Raw genomic sequence first — 16,922 nt, 5'->3', positions numbered from 1 at the left:
GGGCCTCCGGGAGGTGAGGCATCCTGGCGGGGGCGCGGTCGCCGGCGGGAAAGCCGCCGGCGGACGCCCGCCCCCACAGGTGCGCGCGGACGAGCGAGCCGCCGCCTCAAGCCGCAGGGACGTGCATCGTCTCCACCCGGCTCGCCACCAACCGCTCCCGCTCCCGCCGGACGGCCCGCCCCCGCAACCGCAGGATCTGGCTGACCCCGAGCGCCTGGAGCACGAACACCGCGGAGAAGGCCACGGTGTAGTCGTCCCCGGTGGCGTCCAGCAGCACGCCGATCGCGAACAGCGTCGTCATGGAGGCGATGAACCCTCCCATGTTGGTGATGCCGGACGCGGTGCCCTGTCGCTCGGGCGGGTTGGCCGGCCGGGCGAAGTCGAAGCCGAGCATCGACGCCGGCCCGCACGCCCCGAGCACCGCGCACAGCACCACGAGCAGCCACATCGGCGCGTGCTCCCCGGGGTAGGCGAGCGTCCCCGCCCACAGCGACGCCGTCGCGGTCACCGTACCGAGCGCCAGTGGCAGCCGTGCCGCGTGGTGCCGGGCGACGATCTGGCCGTAGACCAGGCCGATCACCATGTTGGACAGGACGACGAGGGTGAGCAGCTCGCCGGCCGTGGCCCGGCTCAGGCCCTGCGCCTGCACCAGGAACGGCAGCCCCCACAGCAGCAGGAACACCATCGCCGGGAACTGGGTGGTGAAGTGCACCCACAGTCCGAGTCGCGTACCCGGCTCCCGCCACGCCTCGGCGATCTGCCGGCGGACGTAGACCGACCCCTGGTGCGGCGACGGCTCCGGTTCGTGGCCCTCGGGGTGGTCCTTCAGGAACAGCAGGGTCAGGACGAGGACGACCACGCCCGCGAGCGCGCTGCCCGCGAATGCCCGGGTCCAGCCGATGCCGTGCAGCAGCCTGGCGAGTACGAGGGTGGAGAATAGGTTGCCCGCCATGCCGACCAGCCCCGCGAGCTGCGCGACCAGCGGCCCGCGCCGGGCCGGGAACCAGCGGGTGCCGAGCCGCAGCACGCTGATGAAGGTCATCGCGTCACCGCAGCCCAGCAGGGCCCGGGAGGCGAGCGCGGTGCCGTACGAGGGGGAGAAGGCGAAGCCCAGCTGCCCCGCGGTGAACAGCACCGCCCCGATGCTCAGCACCTTTCTGGTGCCGAGCCGGTCGACCAGCAGGCCGACGGGTATCTGCATACCCGCGTAGACCAGCAGCTGGAGGATGGAGAACGTCGACAGGGCGGAGGCGTTCACATGGAAGCGGGCGGCCGCGTCGAGTCCGGCCACGCCCAGCGACGTACGGAAGATGACGGCGACGAAGTAGACGGCCACGCCGACGGACCACACGGCGACGGCGCCCCGGCCGCCGGGCGGATCACCCGGAAGGGTGGCGCTGCGCACCGGACTGCTCATCGGACCTCCCCTCGCGCGAGGTGCGAGAACCAGCTCACGTGCCGGTGTACGACCCCGACGGCCGCCTCCGCGTCCCCGGCACGCAGCGCGTCGAGGATCTCCTCGTGCTCGGCGAGCGTCTTGGCGATCCGGTCGGGGTGCGAGTGCATGACGGCGACGCCCATCCGCAGCTGGCGGTCGCGCAGCTGGTCGTAGAGCCGGGAGAGGATCTCGTTGCCGCCGCTGCGCACGATCTCGGCGTGGAAGCAGCGGTCGGTGACGGCGGCGGCGGCCAGGTCACCGGCGGCGGCCTGCGCCTTCTGCCGCGCCAGCAGCTCCGTCAGCCGCTCCAGCAGGCCCGGCGGGGCGGGTACGGCCTTACGGGCCGCGTGCTCCTCGACCAGCAGCCGGGTCTCGACCACGTCGGCGATCTCCTGCGCGGAGACGGGCAGGACGAGCGCGCCCTTCTTGGGGTAGAGGCGGATCAGGCCCTCGGCCTCCAGCCGCAGCAGCGCCTCCCGGACGGGCGTGCGCGAGACCCCGACGGCCTCGGCCAGCTCGCCCTCGGTGAGCAGGGTGCCGCCCTCGTAGTGGCGGTCGAGCACACCCCGCTTCACATGGGCGTACACCCGGTCGGCAGCGGGCGGCGGCTTCAGGGACTGGGGGGCGGACTGCTCGACGGCCGTGTTCATGCCGACAGCATAGATACAACACGTACGCAAGCCGGGCGCCGTCCATCATGCGGACGTGACGAACGCCCCTCGCGGCGACCGCACAACCTTCTGTGCTACTTACGTGTCAGACACGTGCGGACCGTCCGTTGCCACCTCAACTCGGCCGTACACCAAGGGCATTCAAGACATTCGGGGTATATCACTTTGATTACCGGCATTCAGGGCACCCGCCTTCGCAGAGCCGCCGTCGTCGCCGTCAGCTCCGGCGCGTTGCTCGCCACCGGTGCCCTCACCGCAGCGCCCGCGCAGGCCGTCACGACGCCCTCCATCGTGGCGAAGGGCGGTTACGTGATGAACAACGTCACCGGCTCGACGCTGTACACCAAGGCGGCCGACGACAAGCGGTCCACCGGCTCCACCACCAAGATCATGACCGCCAAGGTCGTGCTCGCGCAGTCGAACCTCAACCTCGACTCCAAGATCACGATCAAGAAGATCTACAGCGATTACGTCGTCAAGAACAACGCCTCCCAGGCGCACCTGATCGTCGGCGACAAGGTCACCGTCCGCCAGCTGCTGTACGGCCTGATGCTGCCGTCCGGCTGCGACGCCGCCTACGCGCTCGCCGACAAGTACGGCTCGGGCTCCTCCACCGACGCGCGGGTGAAGTCGTTCATCGGCAAGATGAACACCGCTGCCAAGAACCTGGGCCTGAAGAACACCCACTTCGACTCCTTCGACGGCATCGGCAACGGCTCCAACTACTCGACGCCGCGCGACCTGACGAAGATCGCCAGCAGCGCGATGAAGAGCTCCACGTTCCGCACGATCGTCAAGACCAAGTCGTACACCGCGAAGACGATCACCAAGACGGGCAGCACGCGCACGATGAACGCGTGGAAGAACACCAACGGGCTGCTCAGCAGCTACAGCGGCACCATCGGTGTGAAGACCGGCTCCGGCCCGGAGGCCAAGTACTGCCTGGTCTTCGCCGCCACCCGGAACGGCAGGACGGTCATCGGCACCGTCCTCGCCTCCACGTCCATCACCCAGCGCGAGACGGACGCGAAGAAGCTCCTCTCCTACGGCTTCGCCAAGCTCGGCTGACGCCTGCCGGACCCAGCCACAGGCCCGTCGCGGAAAAGCGGCGGGCCCGTAGCGCTGTCCGGGACCTGCCGGCTGTTCCTAGGGAAGCCGGTCGTAGGTCTTGAAGGTGTACGAGGCGTCGTACGACATCAGGTTCCCGTCGGTCGCCGGCAGGCCGAGCCGTCGGTCGAGGGCCCTGGTGAGCGGTCCGCAGTGTTCGGCGGCCGGGGCGGTGAAGGTGTCGTCGTACGCCGAGAACTCGATCACCGGCGGGTCCTGCGAGACCCACCTGGAGGGACCCGAGCGCTTCAGCCGGAAGTCGAGGGGGGCGCTTGCGCCGATGGCGCAGCCGTGCGGCAGCAGCGGACCGACCAGCCGGAAGCGCAGGCTGAACTGCCCGGTGTAGAAGTCGGACCGGCCACCGTACTCCGGCTCCATCCCCAGCCCCAGAACCGGCGAGCGCTCGCCCATGGGCGTGCCGGTCAGCCCGCCCGGTACAGCGGTCGGCGCACTGTGCATCGCACCCCACTCCTGGCCGTCGCTGCCGTCCGGCAGGGGACCTTCGGCATGCGTCATGGTGATCGGCGCGAGTGTCACCGTCACCTTGCCGATCGTCAACCGAGGTGTCGCTGTATGGACCTCACATCTCCAGCGGGCCGGTTCGACGCCGTCGGGAAGCGACGGACAGTCACTGAAGTCGGTCGCTTCGGGGGTGGCGGCGACAGGAGCGGAGTACGCCGTGCCCTGTGCGCCCACTGTGGCGGCTGCGAGGACAGCGGCACCGGCAGCGGTGACCGCGGCACGTCGGAGGAGTGGGAAACCGGGGCGGTGAGCAGTGGCTTTCGGCATGCACCAAGAATGCCGCGAGCACCAGCAGCGTCACTATCGGTGATCGCCCTGGCCCTACCCCTACGTTGCCCTGATGTCTCGTCAGGGTCAGGCCGGCGATGCCGCCGCTGCGGCCGGCCTGCATCATCGTGTCCGCCGGCCGCCTCACCACACAACGCGGTTGCTGCGCAGCCGATTTGGACTCTTTACCACGCAATCGTGAATTACCAGCTTTTCCGCTGGCATATGTCATTTCCTTCGCCCTAGGTTCCGTCAGCGGAGGTGGTTCACATGAACGAACCCAAGAAGCAGTCCGAGTCCGATTCCGCGGCACGGCGTGAGGCGATCGACGTCAGCGACTTCGTGTACGCCGCGACCGGCGCCCGCGTCCGACGGCTGACCATGCCGGACGGAAGTCACTGGTTCCCGGCGGTCGACGTCTGCAAGGAGCTCGGGCACACCAACTCGAGGCAGGCGCTCTCCGACCATGTACCGGAGAGCCATCGAGAGACTCTCGAGACCGTAACTGGAGCTTACGGTCTCAGCATTCCCGCAGGTAGGGAGTGGCGCCGAGACCTGAACATCATCTCTCTGCAAGGTCTCATCCTCCTCGTCAGTGCCTGCACCAAGCCCGCCTGCGCCCCCTTCAAGCAGTGGGTCGCCGAGGTCGTCGAGACCGTGCAGCGGGAGGGTTCCTACACTCTCGAAGAGGCCGAGGTGCAGCCGGCCGAGCCGGGGGCGCCCATCGCGTACGCCATGCCCGACCAGGTCGCGGAGGCCATCGTCCGGCTCGAGGCGCACAACCTCCAGCTGGACGAGGAGCTCGCGAACGGGCAGCGCGAATCGATCGCGGTACAGAAGGAAATGCTGGCCGTCCAACGCGAGACCCGGGACGTTCAACGAGAGACGCTGGCCGTCCAACGAGAGACCCTGGCCGTCCAACGGGAGGCACTGGACATCCAGCGGGAGACGCTGGCGACGCAGAAGGCCACAGTCGCCGTGCATCAGGCCATGGTCCGGGCGATGGAGCGCATCGCGGACCGGCTCGACACCCTCGTCCTCACGCGGCCGACCCCGAGGGGCCGCCTCACGGCGCCGCCCACCACGGAGTCCGTACTGGCCGACTGGCGTCAGCGGCTGTCCGTGACGGAGGACGTGTGGACGGTCGCCGTGGTGATCGCCCCGATCCTGGTCGAGACGGGGGAGCTGCGCGAGCCGCTGGAATCGCTCGCGGCCCGTACGGGGCTGACGGTGCGCCACGTCAACGCGTGCCTGCGCCTGCTGCGCACGCACGCCTGCATCCGCTCACAGGGCGGTGCCGAGGACGGCGCACCGGTGTACGTGCTCAACCAGCCCTGAGAAGACGGGGGGCGGTCGCAAACCGAAGTTGCGGCCGCCCCCCGCAGGCGTGGAGGTTACCTGGAAAAGGCCCTCACGCCCAAGTGATCAGACGCTTCGGCTGCTCCAGGACGGCCGCGACGTCCGCCAGCACCTTCGAGCCCAGCTCCCCGTCCACCAGGCGGTGGTCGAAGCTCAGGGCCAGGGTGGTGACCTGGCGGGGCTTGACCTTGCCCTTGTGGACCCACGGCTGGAGCTTGATCGCGCCGACCGCGAGGATCGCCGACTCGCCCGGGTTGAGGATCGGTGTGCCGGTGTCGACGCCGAACACGCCGACGTTGGTGATGGTCACCGTGCCGCCCTGCATGGCGGCGGGCGAGGTCTTGCCCTCCCGGGCCGTCGTCACCAGCTCGCCCAGTGCCTCCGCGAGCTGCGGGAGCGTCTTTTCGTGCGCGTCCTTGATGTTCGGGACGATCAGGCCGCGGGGGGTGGCCGCCGCGATGCCCAGGTTGACGTAGTGCTTGCGCACGATCTCCTGGCCGGCCTCGTCCCAGGAGGCGTTGACGTCAGGGTTGCGCTTGATCGCGACCAGCAGGGCCTTGGCGATCAGCAGCAGCGGGTTGACCCGCAGGCCCTGCATCTCCTTGTCGTGCTTCAGCTCCTCGACCAGCTTCATCGTGCGCGTCACGTCCACCGTCACGAACTCGGTGACGTGCGGCGCCGTGAACGCCGAGCCCACCATCGCCTGCGCGGTCGCCTTGCGGACGCCCTTGACCGGGACGCGGGTCTCGCGCGCGGTGTCGTACGACGCCACGGGCGCCGGAGCCACCGCGGGAGCCGCCGCGACCGGTGCCGCCGGTTCGGCGGCGCGCGGGGTGGCCGCCGCGTGGACGTCCTCCCGCGTGATGACGCCGTCCGGGCCCGAGGGGGTGACGGTGGCGAGGTCGACACCGAGGTCCTTGGCGAGCTTGCGCACCGGGGGCTTGGCCAGCGGACGGGTCCTGTCCGCCCCCGCGCCATGACCGTTCAGCTCCGGCTGGACCGCCTGCGCCGCCGCCGGAACGGTGACCTCGGGGCCCTTGCGCGGGCGGCGCTTGGTGGAGGAGGTGGCCACGCCGTAACCGACCAGGACCGGCTGGCGGCCCTCCGGCTTCGGCTCCTGCTTCGGCTGCGCGGGCACCGCCTGGGCCGGTTCGGCCGGGGCCTCGGGGGCGGCACCGCCCGCCACGGCCACCGCGATGATGGACGTGCCCACGTCCACCGTGGTGCCCTCGGGGAAGTGCAGTGCGCGGACCACGCCGTCGTAGGGGATGGGGAGTTCCACCGCCGCCTTGGCGGTCTCGACCTCGCAGACCACCTGGCCGTCGGTGACCGTGTCGCCCGGCTGGACGTACCACTTGAGGATCTCGGCCTCGGTGAGTCCCTCACCCACGTCGGGCATCTTGAACTCGCGTACGGACGCTTCCGTCATCGTCGTCACGACCCTCTCCTCAGTACGCCAGCGAGCGGTCGACGGCGTCGAGCACGCGGTCCAGGTCGGGCAGGTACTCCTCCTCCAGGCGGGCCGGCGGGTACGGGGCGTGGTAGCCGCCGACCCGCAGGACGGGTGCCTCCAGGTGGTAGAAGCAGCGCTCGGTGATCCTCGCGGCGATCTCCGCGCCGGAACCGAAGAACACCGGTGCCTCGTGGACGACGACGAGGCGGCGGGTCTTCTCCACCGAGGCCTGGACGGCGTCGAAGTCGAGGGGGCTGACCGAGCGCAGGTCCAGGATCTCCAGGGACTTGCCCTCCTCGGCCGCCGCGTCCGCGGCCTCCTGGCACAGCTTCACCATCGGACCGTAGGCGGCCAGGGTGAGGTCCGTGCCCTCGCGGACCACGCGTGCCTTGTGCAGCGGGGCCGGGATCGCCTCGGGGTCGACCTCGGACTTGTCCCAGTAGCGCCGCTTGGGCTCGAAGTAGATGATCGGGTCGTCGCTCTGGATGGCCTGCTGCATCATCCAGTACGCGTCGGAGGAGTTGGACGGGCTGACGACCTTCAGGCCCGCCACGTGCGCGAACAGGGCCTCCGGCGACTCGGAGTGGTGCTCGACCGCGCCGATGCCGCCGCCGTAGGGGATGCGGACGACGACCGGCAGCTTGACCTTGCCCAGCGAGCGGGCGTGCATCTTGGCGAGCTGGGTGACGATCTGGTCGTAGGCCGGGAAGACGAAGCCGTCGAACTGGATCTCCACCACCGGGCGGTAGCCGCGCAGGGCGAGGCCGATCGCGGTGCCGACGATGCCGGACTCGGCGAGCGGGGTGTCGATGACCCGGCTCTCGCCGAAGTCCTTCTGCAGGCCGTCCGTCACGCGGAAGACACCGCCGAGCTTGCCGACGTCCTCACCCATGACGAGGACCTTGGGGTCGGCGTCCAGGGCGCGGCGCAGCGACTCGTTGATGGCCTTGGCCATCGCCATCTTCTCGGCCATCTCAGTGACCCCCTTCTTCCGCGAACGACGCCTGGTAGGCGGCGAACTGAGCGCGCTCCTCGTCGACGAGCGCGTGCCCGTCCGCATACGCGTTCTCGAAGATGGCGAAGTGGTCCGGGTCGGGCATGGCGCGGACCGCTTCGCGCACTCGTCTGCCCAACGCTTCGGACTCGGTCTCGAGTTCCGCGAAGAATCCCTCGTCCGTGTGGTTCGAGGCCTCCAGGTAGCGGCGCAGGCGCAGGATCGGGTCCTTGGCCTCCCAGGCCAGCCGCTCCTCGTCGCCCCGGTACCGGGTGGGGTCGTCGGAGGTGGTGTGGGCGCCCATGCGGTACGTGTACGCCTCGACCAGGGTCGGGCCCTCGCCGTTGCGGGCCCGCTCCAGCGCCCACTTGGTGACCGCGAGGCAGGCCAGCACGTCGTTGCCGTCGACGCGGACGCCGGGGAAGCCGTAGCCCTGGGCGCGCTGGTAGAGCGGGACGCGGGTCTGGCGCTCGGTCGGCTCGGAGATCGCCCACTGGTTGTTCTGGCAGAAGAACACCACGGGCGCGTTGTAGACCGCGGAGAAGGTGAACGACTCGGCCACGTCGCCCTGGCTGGAGGCACCGTCGCCGAAGTAGGCGATGACCGCCGAGTCCGCGCCGTCCTTGGCGATGCCCATCGCGTAGCCGGTGGCGTGCAGCGCCTGGGAACCGATGACGATCGTGTACAGGTGGAAGTTGTTGCTGTTCGGGTCCCAGCCGCCGTTGTTCACGCCGCGGAACATGCCGAGCAGGTTGGTCGGGTCGACACCGCGGCACCAGGCGACGCCGTGCTCGCGGTAGGTCGGGAAGACGTAGTCGTCCTCTCGGGTGGCCCGGCCGGAGCCGATCTGGGCGGCCTCCTGGCCCAGCAGGGAGGCCCACAGGCCCAGCTCGCCCTGGCGCTGCAAGGCCGTGGCCTCGGCGTCGAAGCGGCGGGTGAGCACCATGTCGCGGTACAGGCCGCGCAACTCGTCGGGGGTGATGCCGGCGACGTAGGCGTCGTACTCGGCGTTCTTGACCCGCTTGCCCTCGGGGGTCAGGAGCTGCACAAGTTCCGGGTCGGTGCCCTTCCCGGTGCTGCGGGTGGTGCGCTTGGTGCCGGTGGCTCCGGTCGTGTCGCCGGACGTGCCGGCCTTGCCTGCGGCGGTGCGTCGCGGCTTGCGCGCGGCACTGCTCTCCACGGTCACGTGTGCTCCTCCGTCGTTCCGGCCCCCGGGGTTGCCGGTAGGCCAGTGCGGCTCACCTGTTCCGACCACCGGGCACGGGGTGGGTGCCACTCGGCCGGGAACAGGCGTGACAGGTGCCCCGGCGAGCGCCCTGCGACCAACACGTTACCCAGTGCTCCACATTTCTGTGAAACCCCCTTTGACCTGCGATTTTGCTTGGATTTCCAAGTAAATCGAGGGGAGGTGAAAGCCTGCTGGTCACAGCCTTGCGGCAGTCCGGAGCACCCGCACGTTATCCCGCGCACCCAGGTCACGGGAAGAGCCGTTTGTGAGACTGACCTCGCACACGAAGAGGTAAAATTCGGCATATCTCCCGCGACCTCCCCGCCCTTGTCCGCCGCTGCGCACGACGGGCGGCCACCGGGCGCGGTCCCGGCCGCCCGTCGGCCGACGGAAAAGTCCCGCACGTGACCGAACGCGATCGTCGATGACTGCGTGTGACAACGCGCAGCTCACAGGGGATGCGCTTGCCCTACGATCTGCCGCGTGCCGCGCCCATGTGTACCACCCCTCATGCCCCACGCGCCCCCTCTGGGCGCCCTGCTGCGCCTGTACGGCGCGGGAACCGCCGTCACCTGTGAGCCGGTCGATCAGGGGCTGCTCAACCGCGGCTACCGGCTGTGCACCACGCGCGGCCGCTACTTCCTCAAGCACCACTTCGACCCGGACACCGCCGACCCGGCCGCCATCGAACGCCGGCACCGGGCCACCCAGCGCCTGGCCGACCTCGGCGTCCCGGTCGCCCCGCCGCTCGCCCACCGCGAGGGCCGCACGGTCGCCGTCGTCGGCGGCCACGCCTACGCGCTGCACCCCTGGATCGACGGCAGGCACCGTCACGGCGGCCAGCTCACGCGCGGGCAGAGCGCACGCCTGGGGGCGCTTCTGGGGGCCGTGCACGCCTGTCTGGAGCGCGTGATGCCACCCAAGGTGCACACCCGCCCGGCGACCGGCCCCCACCCCGTGCGGAGCGCCGACCCGGCCGACACCTTCGCCCTCATCGACGCCCTGCTCGGCCATGTACGCCGGCACCGCCCCGCCGACGCCTTCGACGAGCTGGCCCGGCACCGGCTGCTGGAACGCCGCGCCCTCCTGGAGCAGCACGCCGCCCGGCGCCCGCCGCGCGGCGGCTCGGTGGGCTGGGTGCACGGCGACTTCCACCCGTTCAACCTGCTCTACAAGGACGACACTCCGGCGGCCATCGTGGACTGGGACCGGCTCGGCGTGCAGCCGCGCGCGGAGGAGGCCGTGCGCGCCGCGGTGATCTTCTTCGTCCGTCCCGGCGGAACGCTGGACCTGCCGAAAGTGCGTGCCTACGCGCGCGCGTACCGGCGGGCGGCCGGTGCCCCCTCCGCGGAGCTGGCGGCGGCCGCGCACCGGGTGTGGTGGGAGCGGCTGAACGACTTCTGGATGCTGCGCTGGCACTACGAACGCGGCGACACGCGCGCGGACTGCCAGTTCCCGGCCGCGTCGGCGCTCGCGGTGTGGTGGACCCGCGAGTACGACGCCGTGTGCGACGCGTTCGTGCGGTGAGCCGGGCGGCGGGCCGGGGGCGGGGTCAGCCCTGGGGGATCGCCGTCCCGGTCGCCGTGGGTGTCCTTCAACCGGTGGTGTCGCCCGTGCCGCCGTCCGTCGTGGTGCCCTCGGTGGCTCCGCTGTCACCGGTGCCCGCGTCCGTGCCCCCCTCGGTGGTGCCGGCGTCCGTGCCCCCGACGGTGGTGCCGGCGTCCGTGCCGCCGTTCGTCGGGTCCGTGGGCGGGGACGGCGACGTCTGCGGGTCCGACGGCTCGTCACTCGGGGTGGAGCCGGTCGGCTGCGACGGGGTGTACGTCGGCGTGGAGGCCGGCGGCCAGCCGTTGCCGGTGCCGGTGCCGGTTCCCGTGTCCGAGCCGGTGTGCGTGGAGGGTTCCGAGGGCTGGGTGGTGTCCTCGTCGGACGGGCTCGCGGAGGGCTTCTCGTGCTGGGTGCTCTTGGAGTGCGTGCTCGACGGCTTGGTGTCGGTGCCCTTGCCGCCGTCGCCGCCGCCGGCGCCCTTCAGCGCCAGCGCCACACCCGCCGCGATCGCGACGACCGCGAGGACGGCGACGATCCACATCTTGCCGCGTCCGCTGCCCTTGTTGCCGTGCCCCTCGAAGCCGCCGTCGTCGCCGCTGCCGTAGCCCGTCGGCAGAATCGGCTGCGGGATCTGCGCGGTGCCCGAGGCGTCCGTCGGGTGCGGCATCACGGTCGTGCCGGCGAAGCCGCCCACCGGGGTGTGCCGGCCGTCGTGCGCCGCCACCGCGCCGGTGTTCCAGGTGCCGGTGTGGCCGCCCTGCTCGTACAGCATCTGCAGGCCGTACTGGATCAGGCCGCGCATCTCCTCGGCCGTCTGGAACCGGTCGTCGGGATCCTTGGCCAGGGAGCGCATGACCAGGCCGTCCAGCTCCGGCGGGCAGGTCCCGTCCGCGACCTGCGACGGCGGCACCGGGATGTCCTGGACGTGCTGGTAGACCACCGACAGCGGGGTCTCGCCGGTGAACGGGGGCCTGAGCGAGAGCAGTTCGTACAGCAGGCAGCCGGTGGCGTACAGGTCGGAGCGGTGGTCGACGGCCTTGCCGAGCGCCTGCTCCGGGGAGAGGTACTGCGGGGTGCCCATGACCATGCCGGTCTGCGTCATCGTCGTCGACGCGCCGTGCAGGGCACGGGCGATGCCGAAGTCCATCACCTTGACGGCACCGCTGTGGGTGATGATGACATTCGCCGGCTTGATGTCACGGTGCACGATGCCATGCTGGTGCGAGTAGGCGAGCGCCTCCAGCACCCCGGAGACGATGATCAGGGCCTGCTCGGGGCCCGGCGCCTCGGCGTTCAGCAGCAGGTCGCGGATGGTTCGGCCCTCGACCAGCTCCATGACGATGTACGGCACGGACTGGCCGCCCACGTTGTCCTCGCCGGAGTCGTACACGGCGACGATCGCATGGTGGTTGAGGCCGGCGACCGACTGGGCCTCACGGGTGAAGCGGGCCTTGGAGACCGGGTCCTCGGCCAGGTCCGCGCGGAGCAGCTTGACCGCGACGGTACGGCCCAGCCGGACGTCCTCCGCCGCGAACACCTCGGCCATGCCGCCCCGGCCCAGCCGGTGCGTGAGCCGGTACCGGCCGTCGCCGACGAGCCCTCCGTTGCCCCACATCTCCGGCGCGTCCGACATGCCGCCGCCAGTCGCCTCGGGGTCGGACGGGCCCTGAGAGCGCTGCTGCTGTGCCATCAGTCCTCGCCGTCGTTTCTGCCCGCGGTGCGCGCGGTGTTGTCACGGTCTCCGTCGGCCACGCTACAGCCTCCGCGGGGGCCACCGGCCCGGAACCGCAACCGGGACCGGTCCGCGACGGACCGGTCATGAAACCTCTAGCACGCGCTGTCGTGCAAATCCCGTGTGCCTGCCGTACGACACCGGTAACGCTTGCGCGACGCTTCTTGCGCGTACGGTCACGGAACGGGCACCGAGCTTGACGTGTCCGTGCCCTGGGGCAGACTTGGCCGGGAATGACACATTCGATCAAGGCCTGTTCGCCGTCGACGGCGCCGGGGGCCGGTGGGGGACGCGGAGAGATGAGCCAGGACGGCGCACACGGCCGGTACGCGGGGCAGGCGCTGGCCGGGGGCCGCTACCAGCTGCGCGACCTGCTGGGTGAGGGCGGCATGGCCTCGGTGCACCTCGCGTACGACGCCGTGCTGGACCGCCAGGTGGCCATCAAGACGCTGCACACCGAACTCGGCCGGGAACAGGCCTTCCGCGAGCGGTTCCGCCGCGAGGCCCAGGCCGTGGCCAAGCTCACCCACACCAACATCGTCTCCGTCTTCGACACGGGCGAGGACGAGCTGAACGGCATGGCGACGCCGTACATCGTCATGGAGTACGTCGAGGGCCGTCCGCTGGGCTCGGTCCTGGCCGAGGACATCCGGCAGTACGGCGCCATGCCCGCCGACAAGGCACTGAAGCTCACCTCCGACGTGCTCGCCGCACTGGAGATCAGCCACGAGAAGGGGCTGGTCCACCGCGACATCAAGCCGGGCAACGTGATGATGACCGGGCGCGGCGTCGTCAAGGTCATGGACTTCGGCATCGCCCGCGCCATGCAGTCCGGCGTCACCTCGATGACCCAGACCGGCATGGTCGTCGGCACCCCGCAGTACCTCTCCCCCGAACAGGCCCTCGGCCGCGGTGTGGACGCCCGCTCCGACCTGTACTCGGTCGGCATCATGCTGTTCCAGCTGGTGACCGGGCGGCTGCCGTTCGACGCGGACTCGCCGCTGGCGATCGCGTACGCGCATGTGCAGGAGGAGCCGGTGCCGCCCTCCTCGGTCAACCGCGCGCTGCCGCCGGCCGTGGACGCGCTGGTCGCCCGCGCGCTGAAGAAGAACCCGAACGAGCGTTTCCCGACCGCCGAGTCCATGCGCGACGAGTGCCTGCGCGTCGCCGCGTCCCTCCAGGCGGCCCCGCCGAGCATCGTGCCGGGCGCCGCGCCGGCACAGAGCGGCGCGGGCGTGGCCTCCGCGGTGTTCCCGCCGGTCGACAATGCGGCCCCGGCGCCGCACGGGCCGGTGCAGACGCCGTACCCGCACAATCCCGTCCCGGCCCAGAACCCGTACGGCCGGCCGACGCCCGCCGCCTACGGCTACCCGCAGCAGGGCGGCTACCAGACACCCCCGATGGGCTACGGCCCGCAGACCGCCCCTACCCCGCCGCCGTACACGGTCACGCCGCAGACCGCCCCGCACCCCTCCGGTGCCGGGCGCAGGCGCCGCAGGACGCTGGTGATCGGCTCGGTGACGGTGGCGGCCGTCGCGGTCGCCGGGCTGATCGTCGCCCTCACGCTGAAGAACGCCGGCGACGACATCAAGGGCGTGACCGGCGGCTCGAGCGCCTCGGCGTCCGCCTCGCACCGGGCCGGTTACCGCGGGGCGGACCCCACGCGGCAGATCGACAAGTCGGAGTGCACCGAGCCGCAGGAGTCGTACACCGACCCGAACAAAGCCCAGATGCCCGACTTCCGCTACAAGGACATCGGCTCCGTGAAGAAGTGCCTCCAGGCCGCGGGCTGGAAGTGGAGCATCGACCAGGAGGACGACGCCACCTGGGGCGACGGGACCGTGCTGAAGCAGTTCCCCGACCATGGCACCGATGTCGACCCCGACAACGTGGGCACGATCGACCTGAGCGTGTCGACGGGCAACCCGCCGCAGTGACGCCGAACCGGGCGCGGTGAGTCCGTACCCGGCACAGTGAGGGCCCGGCGGGTGTCCGCCGGGCCCTTCGGATGTCGTGACCCCGTGACCTCGTGGCCGGGTCGGTTCACTGCCTACAGGTACGGTCCGCCCGTGTGGGCGCCACCGCGGTGGTCGTCACCCAGCCCGTCGGGGCCGGACACGCCCGGCGGGAGGGCGCGGCGCATCTGCTCCAGCTGGGCCCGCGCGGCCATCTGCTGGGCGAACAGCGTCGTCTGGATCCCGTGGAAGAGGCCCTCCAGCCAGCCCACCAGCTGCGCCTGCGCGATCCGCAGTTCCGCGTCGCTCGGCGTCCCCTCGTCGGTGAACGGCAGGGAGAGCCGTTCCAGCTCCTCGACCAGCTCGGGGGCCAGGCCGTCCTCCAGCTCCTTCACCGAGCTGGCGTGGATCTCCTTCAGGCGCACCCGGCTGGCCTCGTCGAGGGGAGCCGCGCGCACCTCCTCCAGGAGCTGCTTGATCATGCTGCCGATCCGCATGACCTTGGCCGGCTGTTCCACCATCTCCGTCACCGGGGTCTCGCGGGAGTCCTCGTCCCCGGCGCCACCGAGCGCCATCCCGTCCTGCCCCACCACGAGGATCTGGGGATTCTCCGGCGACCGTTCGTTCCTCGGCATCTCCATGCCGTCATTCTCTCGCACACCACCACCTCATCACCGTGGTGCCCCCCCGTGTGGCTGATCCACCGTTTAGACCTGTCGGCGCAATACGAAATGCCGCATCGATTGCCTGATGTGAGGCTTGTCCGCGTCGGGTTTCCATCGGTCACGGCACCTGGGCTCCGAAAGGTCACCGACGTGACTCCATGCCTGCGACTCGCGTTCCGCTGCGTCCGGCTGCTGCTCCTCCTCACGGCGGCGGCTCTGCCGGCGTACGGCGTCTCCGTCGCCGTCGCGTACGGCGCCACGCCCGCCCACACCACCGAGCGGGACCCCGTCCGCCCGTCCGCTCCGGGACACCCGGGGCACAGGGGGCCGGCGACGCCGAACGGCGCGGCACCGGGCCTCGGGCGGCCGGGCCGGGACGAGCCCGGCAGCGCCGGCCCGGAACACGACCGGCCGGGTCACGGCCTACCCGGCTCCGCCGCCGCCTCCGCCCTCGGTCCCGCACGCGGCGTGCGCGACCCGGACCGGCCCACCGACGATCCACCGGCCGCCACCGTCCCCGTGCCGTCCGACTCGGCGTCGGCGTCGGTCCGCCCCTCGGTCTCCGCCCGCCTCGCCGCCGAGCCGTCCCGGGCGGGCAGCCGGGCCGGTGAGGGGCGGATACGTCCGGGACGGCCGGACGGGCCGGCCGCCGAGGTCGAGGGCGACGACGACCCCGGCACCGAGGCCGCGCAGGCGGAGGAGCCGGAGACGGCGGACGTCCCGGACGGGACGCCGACGGCCTCGCCGCCGCCCGAGGAAGCCGGACTCGACCCCGCCAGGCCTCCGCTGCGGCCCGCGGCCCGGCAGGCGGTCCAGCAGGGCGAGGGCCCCACGGAGCCGGTCCTGCGGATCCTCCCGCTGGGCACGGGCCTGGTCCTCATCGGACTGGGCCTGGCCCTGGCCCTGCTGGGCCTGAGGCTCCGCAGAACCTGACCCCCAGGGCCCCGGGCGTTTCCCCGGCACCGGTCGGATCCCGCACGGTCCGTCCGCCGGCCGCTTCCGCTACGGCGCCACCAGGAGCACCTTGCCGATGTGGCCGCTCGCCTCCACCAGGTGGTGCGCCTCGGCAGCCCGCGGCATCGGTACCTCGCGGTCGACGACCGGGCGGACATGGCCGTCGGCGAGCAGCGGCCACACGTGTTCGCGTACGGCGGCGACGATGGTCGCCTTCTCGTCCAGCGGGCGGGCGCGCAGCGAGGTGGCGCTGACCGCGGCACGCTTGGCGAGGAGCGCGCCGATGTTCAGCTCGCCCTTGGCGCCCCCCTGCATACCGATGATGGCGAGGCGTCCGTTGACGGCGAGGGCCTGGACGTTGCGGTCCAGGTACTTGGCACCCATGTTGTCGAGGATGACGTCGGCACCCGCGCCGTCGGTGGCTTCCTTGATCTCGGCGACGAAGTCCTGCTCGCGGTAGTTGATCAGCACGTCGGCGCCCAGCTCGGCGCAGAAGTCCAGCTTCTCCTTCGTGCCGGCGGTCACCGCGACCCTGGCGCCGAGGGCCCTGGCGAGCTGGATCGCCATGGTGCCGATACCGCTGGAACCGCCGTGCACCAGCAGCGTCTCGTCGGGGCGCAGATGGGCGACCATGAACACGTTGGACCAGACCGTGCAGGTCACCTCGGGCAGCGCCGCGGCCTGCCGGAGGTCGACGCCCTCGGGGACGGGCAGCAGCTGTCCGGCCGGCACGGCGACCTTCTCGGCGTAGCCGCCACCGGCGAGCAGCGCGCAGACCTCGTCGCCGACGGACCAGCCGGACACCCCGGGGCCGAGCGCGGCGATCCGGCCGGAGCACTCCAGGCCGGGATAGGCGGACGAGCCGGGCGGTGGGTCGTAGAAGCCCTGCCGTTGCAGGATGTCGGCACGGTTGACGGCGCTGGCCACCACCTCGACCAGCACCTCGCCCTCGCCGGGCACCGGATCGGGGACCTCGTCCCACACCAGAGCCTCAGGACCACCAGGTTCGGGAATCGTGATCGCATGCAT

General features: G+C 71.3%; 14 protein-coding genes. 5 read left to right on the top strand and 9 right to left on the bottom strand.

The features are described 5' to 3' along the window. Positions 1-106: 106 nt before the first annotated feature. Together ACF1BE_RS05355 and ACF1BE_RS05350 are read right to left on the bottom strand one after the other, a co-directional pair. Entirely contained in the window at positions 107-1,417 is a 1,311-nt protein-coding gene (locus tag ACF1BE_RS05355) for a nitrate/nitrite transporter (RefSeq protein WP_392197627.1), read from the bottom strand. After that, positions 1,414-2,088, bottom strand: coding sequence for a GntR family transcriptional regulator (locus ACF1BE_RS05350; protein WP_392197626.1), 675 nt, complete (start codon positions 2,086-2,088; stop codon positions 1,414-1,416). Before ACF1BE_RS05350 ends, ACF1BE_RS05355 begins: the two co-directional genes overlap by 4 nt. 186 nt (positions 2,089-2,274) lie before the next feature. Between ACF1BE_RS05350 and ACF1BE_RS05345 the strand changes: the two genes are divergently transcribed. After that, positions 2,275-3,177 carry a D-alanyl-D-alanine carboxypeptidase family protein gene (locus tag ACF1BE_RS05345; RefSeq protein ID WP_392197625.1) on the top strand — a complete coding sequence of 301 codons (903 nt, stop codon included), beginning with the start codon at positions 2,275-2,277 and terminating at the stop codon, positions 3,175-3,177. Positions 3,178-3,255: 78 nt separating this feature from the next. On the opposite strand, the gene ACF1BE_RS05340 is transcribed toward ACF1BE_RS05345, so the two are convergent. Then, positions 3,256-3,759 carry a hypothetical protein gene (locus tag ACF1BE_RS05340; protein ID WP_392197624.1) on the bottom strand — a complete coding sequence of 168 codons (504 nt, stop codon included), beginning with the start codon at positions 3,757-3,759 and terminating at the stop codon, positions 3,256-3,258. A 516-nt stretch (positions 3,760-4,275) separates the two neighbouring features. Between ACF1BE_RS05340 and ACF1BE_RS05335 the strand changes: the two genes are divergently transcribed. Next, a complete protein-coding gene (locus tag ACF1BE_RS05335) occupies positions 4,276-5,343 on the top strand; it encodes a Bro-N domain-containing protein (RefSeq protein ID WP_392197623.1) in 1,068 nt (355 codons plus the stop codon). Positions 5,344-5,416: 73 nt separating this feature from the next. Here the strand turns inward: ACF1BE_RS05335 and ACF1BE_RS05330 are convergent, their stop codons facing one another. Genes ACF1BE_RS05330 through pdhA form a run of 3 tightly spaced genes read right to left on the bottom strand, consistent with a single transcriptional unit; the run spans position 5,417 to position 8,997 of the window. Beyond that, positions 5,417-6,802 carry a dihydrolipoamide acetyltransferase family protein gene (locus ACF1BE_RS05330; RefSeq protein ID WP_392197622.1) on the bottom strand — a complete coding sequence of 462 codons (1,386 nt, stop codon included), beginning with the start codon at positions 6,800-6,802 and terminating at the stop codon, positions 5,417-5,419. Between the two features lie 10 nt (positions 6,803-6,812). Next, the gene (locus ACF1BE_RS05325) at positions 6,813-7,790 is read right to left on the bottom strand and encodes an alpha-ketoacid dehydrogenase subunit beta (protein WP_392197621.1); all 978 of its coding nucleotides are present in this window, start codon (positions 7,788-7,790) and stop codon (positions 6,813-6,815) included. Between the two features lies 1 nt (position 7,791). Next, entirely contained in the window at positions 7,792-8,997 is a 1,206-nt protein-coding gene (gene pdhA / locus ACF1BE_RS05320; RefSeq protein ID WP_392197620.1) for a pyruvate dehydrogenase (acetyl-transferring) E1 component subunit alpha, read from the bottom strand. A gap of 552 nt (positions 8,998-9,549) precedes the next feature. On the opposite strand from pdhA, the gene ACF1BE_RS05315 reads away from it, so the two are divergent. Continuing rightward, the gene (locus ACF1BE_RS05315) at positions 9,550-10,566 is read left to right on the top strand and encodes a phosphotransferase (protein WP_392197619.1); all 1,017 of its coding nucleotides are present in this window, start codon (positions 9,550-9,552) and stop codon (positions 10,564-10,566) included. 67 nt (positions 10,567-10,633) lie between these two features. Here the strand turns inward: ACF1BE_RS05315 and ACF1BE_RS05310 are convergent, their stop codons facing one another. After that, positions 10,634-12,277, bottom strand: coding sequence for a protein kinase (locus ACF1BE_RS05310; protein WP_392197618.1), 1,644 nt, complete (start codon positions 12,275-12,277; stop codon positions 10,634-10,636). Positions 12,278-12,618: 341 nt separating this feature from the next. Here ACF1BE_RS05310 and ACF1BE_RS05305 point away from each other — a divergent pair, with 341 nt between their 5' ends. Further along, positions 12,619-14,256 carry a protein kinase gene (locus ACF1BE_RS05305; RefSeq protein WP_392197617.1) on the top strand — a complete coding sequence of 546 codons (1,638 nt, stop codon included), beginning with the start codon at positions 12,619-12,621 and terminating at the stop codon, positions 14,254-14,256. A 113-nt stretch (positions 14,257-14,369) separates the two neighbouring features. On the opposite strand, the gene ACF1BE_RS05300 is transcribed toward ACF1BE_RS05305, so the two are convergent. Then, complete coding sequence (locus tag ACF1BE_RS05300; protein ID WP_392197616.1) at positions 14,370-14,915, bottom strand: bacterial proteasome activator family protein; 546 nt, start codon at positions 14,913-14,915, stop codon at positions 14,370-14,372. A gap of 174 nt (positions 14,916-15,089) precedes the next feature. On the opposite strand from ACF1BE_RS05300, the gene ACF1BE_RS05295 reads away from it, so the two are divergent. Then, positions 15,090-15,872, top strand: coding sequence for a hypothetical protein (locus tag ACF1BE_RS05295; RefSeq protein WP_392197615.1), 783 nt, complete (start codon positions 15,090-15,092; stop codon positions 15,870-15,872). Between the two features lie 69 nt (positions 15,873-15,941). Here ACF1BE_RS05295 and ACF1BE_RS05290 read toward each other — a convergent pair whose 3' ends face one another. Further along, the gene (locus ACF1BE_RS05290) at positions 15,942-16,922 is read right to left on the bottom strand and encodes an NAD(P)H-quinone oxidoreductase (protein WP_392197614.1); all 981 of its coding nucleotides are present in this window, start codon (positions 16,920-16,922) and stop codon (positions 15,942-15,944) included.

This window comes from Streptomyces sp. NPDC014991 (assembly GCF_043080665.1).
Lineage (GTDB): Bacteria > Actinomycetota > Actinomycetes > Streptomycetales > Streptomycetaceae > Streptomyces.
This window is presented reverse-complemented; position numbering and strand designations above follow the sequence as displayed.